Source organism: Mesorhizobium sp. M7A.F.Ca.AU.001.01.1.1, from assembly GCF_004022735.1.
GTDB classification, from domain to species: Bacteria; Pseudomonadota; Alphaproteobacteria; order Rhizobiales; family Rhizobiaceae; genus Mesorhizobium; species Mesorhizobium ciceri.
This window is the reverse complement of the sequence record NZ_RZPF01000279.1, coordinates 1-7,530: the sequence shown is the minus strand read 5'-3', so window position 1 is coordinate 7,530 and position 7,530 is coordinate 1. Positions and strand designations below refer to the sequence as shown.

At 59.8% G+C, this 7,530-nt stretch carries 6 protein-coding genes; 5 read left to right on the top strand and 1 reads right to left on the bottom strand.

All coding sequences use genetic code 11. The features are described from left to right. The 5 genes from EN884_RS18130 to EN884_RS18110 all read left to right on the top strand — a co-directional run. Positions 1-1,464, top strand: a 1,464-nt coding sequence (locus tag EN884_RS18130) for an ABC transporter substrate-binding protein (protein WP_164895042.1), incomplete at its 5' end; no start/stop codon positions are given. Positions 1,465-2,225: 761 nt separating this feature from the next. Then, a complete protein-coding gene (locus tag EN884_RS18125; protein WP_244514274.1) occupies positions 2,226-3,428 on the top strand; it encodes an alpha-2,8-polysialyltransferase family protein in 1,203 nt (400 codons plus the stop codon). 75 nt (positions 3,429-3,503) lie between these two features. Beyond that, positions 3,504-4,385, top strand: a complete 882-nt coding sequence (locus EN884_RS18120) for a hypothetical protein (protein WP_013532751.1) — start codon at positions 3,504-3,506, stop codon at positions 4,383-4,385. A gap of 92 nt (positions 4,386-4,477) precedes the next feature. Next, a complete protein-coding gene (locus EN884_RS18115) occupies positions 4,478-4,846 on the top strand; it encodes a hypothetical protein (protein ID WP_013532752.1) in 369 nt (122 codons plus the stop codon). 180 nt (positions 4,847-5,026) lie between these two features. Beyond that, positions 5,027-5,242: a hypothetical protein gene (locus EN884_RS18110; protein WP_082826424.1), complete on the top strand. Its 216-nt coding sequence runs from the start codon at positions 5,027-5,029 to the stop codon at positions 5,240-5,242. Positions 5,243-5,505: 263 nt separating this feature from the next. Here EN884_RS18110 and EN884_RS18105 read toward each other — a convergent pair. Further along, positions 5,506-7,530 (bottom strand): chromosome segregation SMC family protein (locus EN884_RS18105; protein WP_164895041.1); only part of this gene is annotated, 2,025 nt, incomplete at its 5' end.

Below are 7,530 nucleotides of genomic sequence, written 5' to 3'. Positions count from 1 at the left end.
CCCAGAAAGGGCGGCGTGCTGCGTGTTGCCATGCAGGTGATGGAGCTGGAAGACCCGCGCAAGTTCAAGGTTTCGCAGATGGGCAACATCGCCATGCAGTTTCTCGAACCGCTGGTGCGCTGGAAGCCGGATTTCACCTTCGAGCCGGTGCTGCTGCAGAGCTGGGAGATCAATGCGGACGCCACGGAATATGTGCTCAAGGTGCGCCCAGGGGTGAAGTGGTCGAACGGCGACGATTTCACCGCCACGGATGTCGCCTTCAACATCACGCGCTGGTGTGAGAAGGATGCCGCCGGCAACTCGATGGCGGGGCGCATGACCGCCCTGATCGATCCCGACACCAAGGTGGCGCGCACTGGTGCCATCGAGGTTCGCGACGACCACACCCTGGTCCTGAAACTGTCGCAGCCCGACATCACCATTATCCCTGCGATGACCGACTACCCGGCATTGATCGTCCACCGCACGTTCAATCCGAAGGCAGCGCCACTGTCGGCCAACCCCGTTTCCACGGGTCCATTCGAGCTTAAAAAACTCGATGTCGGCGTTGCTGCCTCGGTGCGCAAGCGGCCGGACGGGTCGTGGTGGGGCGGCGAGGTGTTCCTCGACGGCATCGACTGGACCGACTACGGCACCGACTCGGCCGCCACCGTCTCCGCTTTCGAATCCGGTGAGATCGACCTGAACGGCCAGACGCAGTCCTATGACGTCGCCATGCTCGACAGGCTGGGCCTGAAGAAAAGCGAGATCGTCACTGCCGCCACCCTGGTCTCGCGCTGCAACGTCAACGCCAAACCCTATGACGACAAGCGCGTGCGCAACGCCATACAGCTTGCGGTCGACAACGAAGCGGTGCTGCAACTGGGCGCCGACGGCATGGGCATCGTCGCGCAGAACGATCATGTCGGACCGATGCATCCCGAACACGCCGACCTGCCGCCGATCAAACGTGATCCGGCCCGGGCCAGGGCATTGCTCGAGGAAGCCGGCCAGCTCGATTTCGAGTTCGATCTGATCTCGGTCGAAGCCGACTACCGCAAGGAAAGCTCCGATGCCGTCGCCCAGCAGATGCGCGACGCCGGCTTCAAGGTGAAACGCACCGTCATCCCGGAATCGGCGTTCTGGAACCACTGGACGAAGTATCCCTTCGCGACGACCAATTGGAACGCCCGACCGCTCGGCATCCAGACCTATGCGCTTGCCTATCAGACCGGTTCGGCATGGAACGAGACGGGGTTCGCCGATCCAGACTTCGATGCCAAGGTCCACAAGGCCAATTCCATCGCCGATCCGGAGCAGCGCCGTGTGGTAATGAAGGAACTCCAGGTCATGCTGCAGGATTCCGGCATCATCGTTCAGCCTTACTGGCGAAAGCTGTTCTGCCATATGAAACCTTCCTTGATGGGCTACCAGATGCACCAGGCCTATGAGCAGGATTTCACACGGGCCTGGCTCGCCGCCTGATCGCGGACGACCCCTCCGACAGGGCGGCGCATTTTCCGGCGCCGCCCTCAGAGCAGTTCACCGTTTCACGGAAACGGCGAGCTGCTCTAACTCTTTGTTTTGAGGCAATTTTGGCCGGAAAACCGCTTCACACTTTTCCTAGAATTGCTCTGGCCTGCTCACCGGGGACGTTGCGCCGAAGCGTCGGCCTCAAGGGCGTTCGAGGGGCAGTGCGGGCTTTGTATCGGGCATGATGCGCAGATGCGCCCACACATGCCCTGCCTTGTCAGGTCGGCCGGGATTGCAGGCCGCCACACCGGACCGGCTGGCACATCAAGTGTGTGAAACATTCTGGTTTCTGCCTCTGTCATCATCTAGCTCCGGTTCATGGCTGGAGCTTACTTTTGACTGGGGGAAGCGAAACCCGCTTTCCCGGGCAACGACCTTCCCGAGAACCGGGAGAATTCGTGCTCTTGGTGCCGAGAGGGACCCGAAGCAGCAAGACGACCGCATGAGCGGTCTGCCGCACCGGGTGCTATTGCCGGATCTCGACAGGTCTCTGCCGCTCAGTTGAAGTGAATTCGCCTGCCTATTGTGCGGAACTCTAGCCTGTCTTGGACGTTAGACCCGCCGTCTGAAAGATATTTCCTACCGACGCGATAGGCAGTATTACGAAGCGGGTGGGACGCCCCGAGCCACACGGCCTGTCGGATATGAAGCAATTTTGCGGTTGAGATCGCGGAACATGCAGCGTTATTTCCATCCGATCTGGAGATCTTAAATTGCCAGCTCGAATATGCTGCGTCTTTGGCAGCTGGCAATTGCTCAGCCTGGTTGCCTCACTTCGCCAATCAACAATGGATGGAAGCTCCCCGGCGGATCAGGAGCATGAGGACTATCTCCTGCTTTATGAAACGGCCGGCGTTTCCGAGCATTTCAAGACCGGTCTTGCTGAACTTGCGTCTAAAGTATGGACCTGGAGACGGATCATATGGGCGTACGACCTTCTGACGTCCGAGCGTAAATATGGGCAACTGCAAATTTTCCGGATCCATCGTCTGATCCGAGACACAATTGGTCTCGACGCGAGTTCCGTAGCTGAAATCTGGGCCTGCTTCGTTAACCGGCCGTCGGAAAAAATACTGCTGGATTCATACCCTGAAGCCAAGATCGTTTTGTATGAGGATGGCTTGACGTCATACCTTCCATTCGAGATGGCAACCATGTCACGGCCGCCGGGCACAAGGTTTCGACGACGCATCACCGCGGTCTTGATTGCAGGACTCTCTACAATTTCACCGGCGTTCCGATTGAGGAAAGCGGCCGACAGGATAGAAAGACACCATCTGAGACGGGTGACGAAGTTTTATTCTTTGCTTCACGAAATCCCCATTCACGATGCACTGGAGAACGTACCAAGATTTCAGGTCGGCGCTTCGCTGATGCGCGACGTAATAGGTGAAGCCTGCAGGGATGCGCTTTCCGGCGGCGATGAACATTGCCGTGCGTCAGCCAACCCACGGATCCTGCTGCTCGGCCAGGCATTGTCGCGAAACCGCATAATGTCGTACGCGCAAGAGGCGGCGATCTATAGACGAATTGCGGAGCAGATCGTCGAGAGGGGATACGACGTCGTCTGGAAGGAACATCCCAGAATAAGCAAGCCCTTCTTCCCCGAATTGCTGGATGCAGTTGGCAATGTGACGGCCGACGCCAACACCAGGATCATGGAAGCTAACCTGCCACACATATATCCGATAGAGCTTGTCGTATCCCGAATGAACATCGTTGGCTGCGTCTCCGGCACGTCAGCTGCCCTTCTTTACCTGAAGTGGCTTTACGGCATCAAAACATACACATTTGCGGAAACCCTGGTCCCCCTCATGACTGGCGCGGATATTCTAATGAGCGAAATGGTAAAAGCCCATGCGGAGCCCTTTTCAACGCTCCAATCTTTGAACGAGACGCAGAAAGGGATCCGTTGAAAGGCGGTAACCCGAACAGGTTGAACACGATCCTCGCTGTCCAAATTCGGACAAACTCGATCTGGGACACCATCGATGTCAAAGCCGCTTTCAGTCCTTCAACGAGCCACCAAGGCCGACGTTCGATCGGAGCCGTTTCCACACATCATCCTGCCTGACGCCCTTCCCCTCGATCTCTACCAGGAATTGGCCGGCACGTTTCCCGCTCCGGAAACGCTCGAAATCGATACACGCCGCAACAACACCAGGTGGGATTATGAGGCCCACCGCGTTCGGTCGAACGAAGCCGTGCCGCAAATATGGCGCGATTTTATCGCCTACCATGTATCGCAAGCATTTTTCGGCGAGGTCGCCGACCTGTTCTATGACGATATTCACAAGCTTTACCCTGATTATTACCCCAATTATGAACGCCTCAAGAATATGAAAGCGGGCATCAGGTTTAGTGACACCTATGCAACACGCGACATACTGATGGATGCGATGCTCAGCGGGAACACGCCGGTGACCAATGCCGGCTCGGTGCGGACAAGCCACATCGACAATGGCGACAAGCTATTTTCTGGCCTGTTTTATATGAGGCCGGAAGATTATGATGCCGTTGGCGGGGACCTGACAATTAGTCGTTTCCAGTCCAAATACGCCACGCTGAAAGCCAAAGCGACACTCTTCAATGATGCCTATGTCGACGACACCCATTTGGAATGCGTCGAAACAGTTCAATACGACAAGAACATTCTTGTATTGTTCATCAACTCGATTGAATCGGTCCACGGCGTCACAGTCCGCCAACCCACCAACAAATCCCGGCTTTTCGTCAATCTGGTTGGAGAAGTCGAAAAGCCATTCTACATCAAAGGAAAAAAGATACGGCCGCGCTACGTCCCGGCGCATCAAAATCAGGATGAGGCGGAACAGACCTGGCTGAAAAAGCTCAAGCAAAAATTGCGGCTTTAGAAGAACAACGCCGTCGATCCGAGTTTCAGCCTGAACTGCCAATACCGAGCCGGATTCGACTTTCCCGGCGGCTAGGCAAAGATTGGAACAGAATGAGATTTTATCCAGCCGTCGAACGGATCGCCTTTTTCGCCACGCTTGCCGCTGTTCTTGCCCTTGCACTGCTGCCTATACCCCGACTTGAAGAGTACGGGATCGATATCGGTTTCCGTTCCGACAAGCTGAACCACGCCAGCGCCTTTGCCGTCATGACTTTCCTTGGAGGGCTCGGCTGGCCCGATCGAAAAGCAAGACTAATCGTCTTCCTGGCCATGATTGGAGCGGCGATCGAGGTCCTGCAGGGCACGGCGCTGATACGGCGCGATCTGGATGTGTTCGACTGGTTTGCCGATTGCGCCGGCATCGCATGTGGCCTCGTGGCCGTGATCTGTGTGAACTGGATCTTGCGGCGCAGAGGTTGAGCCCGCTCTCAAGCCTTATCTGCACGGCGCCGATAGCCACAGGAGTTCGCCCTCGGCTCCATTGACTCAGCGAAATCGGATTGCAACGATCCGATCCGAGAGTGAGCGATTTTTCTAACTTGGCCGGACAGATATTTTGGGCGCGGCACCCAGGAAGTGCGCCATCAGTATTGAGGGACGATGACGATCAAGATCAGGCTTCCGGGCGGTGTATTGAAGGTCAAGCAACGTTATGAGTTGCGGCGGCGAGAGTACAAGGGCGAAGTCCCGGTCTGGCAGTTTGGCAAATATTTCGTCATCTGGTGGCCCAGTACAATTCCTGATCGCCCCTCCAGGAGCTCGAATACTGATGAGGAACTTGAAATGAATCTTCCATCGTCTGGAGAAAGCACGTAAGCTCTATGCATCATGGCTTTGCGAATCAGATTGCCGGGGGGCACACTGAAGGTGAAGACCTACCGGGAACTGCGTGATCGCGAGCGGGATCACAGGGTGCCTGTGCTGAAACTGGGCTCGCTCTATTTCGTCTGGTCCCCGGCCAAACATCATTCGCACAGGCACAGTCCGCGGCCCTGACATTTTTTGCCGAGCGAGAACCGCTTGCACCCTTTTCCTGAAATTGCTCCGGTGCGGCCCATTCCAGCCAGCGCTGACCTGGGTCAGCTTGCCTCGCGCATGGCCTCGGCCGCCTGCAGGTCGACCGACACCAATTGGCTGACGCCCTGTTCGGCCATGGTGACGCCGAACAGCCGGTTCATGCGCGCCATGGTGATGGGATTGTGGGTGATGATGACGAAGCGCGTCTCGGTGGTGGCGGCCATTTCGTCCATCAGGTTGCAGAAGCGCTCGACATTGTGGTCGTCGAGCGGGGCGTCGACTTCGTCGAGCACGCAGATCGGCGCCGGATTGGTCAGGAACACCGCGAAGATCAGCGACATCGCCGTCAACGCCTGCTCGCCGCCCGACAGCAGCGTCATGGTCTGCGGCTTCTTGCCGGGCGGGCGGGCCAGGATTTCGAGGCCGGCCTCGAGCGGATCGTCGGATTCGATCAGCTGCAATTCCGCCGTGCCGCCGCCGAACAGATGCGAGAACAGCCGCTGGAAATGGCCGTTGACGACATCGAAGGCGGCAAGCAGCCGCTCGCGGCCTTCGCGGTTGAGGCTCTGGATCGCCTGCCTGAGCTTGCGGATCGCCTCGATGATGTCCTCGCGCTCCGACACGATCGCCTCCAGCCGGTCGGAAAGCTCCTTCTGCTCTTCCTCTGCGCGCAGATTGACGGCGCCCAGCCGTTCGCGCTCGATCTTCAGCCGGTCCAGCTGACGCTCGATCTCGGGCATCTCAGGCATCGGGCTGTCAGCCTCCAGACCGGTATGGCGAATAACCACATGCGGCGGTGTGTTCAGCGTTTCCTGGATGCGCGCCTCGACCTCCAGCCGGCGTTCGTCGGCCGCGGTCAGCCGCTCTTCGGCGCGAACGCGGCTCTCGCGCGCCTCAGCCAGGAACTGGATGGCGCCGGTGGCGGCCTTGTCCAGTTCGGATTGCCGGTTCTCCGCTTCCTGCAGACGGTCGGCCGCCGCCTTGCGCAAGGTTTCGGCCTCGGTGAGCTGCGACAGCAGGGCGCGCCGCTTGGCGTCGATTTCATCGGGCGCATCCGCCAGCCGCTCGCGTTCGGCCTCGGCCTCGGCCTTGCGTTCGCCAAGCGAGGCGATCTGCGTCGAGGCGTTTTCGGCCCGCTCCAGCCAATTGCTGCGTTCGGCGCCAATGGCATCGAGCCGGCGCGCGCGCGCCTCGGCTTCGCGGCGCAGCCCCTCATGCACCGCACGCGCATCGGCAAGCGCGGCGCGGTCGCGGGCGACATTGGCCGAGGACTGTTCGAGCTGCAATTGCAGATCGCCAAGATCGGGCGCGTCCTGCAGCAGCATTTCCGCCTCGGCGAAGGCGGCCGAAATCTCCTCATGGCTGTCGACGATGCGGGCGCGCGCTTCATCGAGTGCTGCGCGCCGGCTCTGCAATTCGCCGCCGGCCCTCTCGGCCTCAGCCAGTGCATTGCGGGCGGCGTCCAGCCGATGCTGTGCGTCACGACCGGCCTGGCGCGTGTTGCGCTCGGCCTCGCTTGCCAGGCGGAGCGCCTGTTCGGCCTCTCCCAGCGCCTCCTCGGCCTGGCGCAGGACGAGCGTCGCCTGTATCGCCTCGGCATCGAGCTCAGCCAGCCGGTTCTTCTGCGCCAGCCGTTGCGCCGCGGCGGTCGGCGCGTCGGCACTGGCGGTAAAGCCGTCCCAGCGCCACAGCGCGCCCTCGCGGCTGACCAGCCGCTGGCCGGGAGCAAGCAGCGGCTGCAACCGGCGGCCATCGCCGGCGGCATCGACGATACCGATCTGCGCCAGGCGGCGGGCGAGCTGTGCCGGCGCGTGGACCACGCTGGCCAGGCTCTTCACGCCTTCCGGCAGAGCCGCGTCGCCGGGTTGGATCGCGCCTTCGCCCCAATGCACCGGCGCGCTGCGGTCGAGCGGCACGTCGAGGTCTTCGCCAAGGGCTGCACCCAGCGCCGTTTCGAAACCGCGATCGACGCTGATCTGCTCCAGCACGGCCGGGAAGAGATCGCCGCTGGCGGCATTGAGGATTTTTGCCAGCGTGCGCGCTTCGGTTTCGATCCTTGCCAGCTCGGCCCTGGCATCCTGAAGCGG

Coding starts and splice junctions, on each gene's coding strand:
- EN884_RS18120 (WP_013532751.1), top strand. CDS start 3,504: ATGTCAAAGCCGCTTTCAGTCCTTCAACGAGCCACCAAGGCCGACGTT.
- EN884_RS18115 (WP_013532752.1), top strand. CDS start 4,478: ATGAGATTTTATCCAGCCGTCGAACGGATCGCCTTTTTCGCCACGCTT.
- EN884_RS18110 (WP_082826424.1), top strand. CDS start 5,027: ATGACGATCAAGATCAGGCTTCCGGGCGGTGTATTGAAGGTCAAGCAA.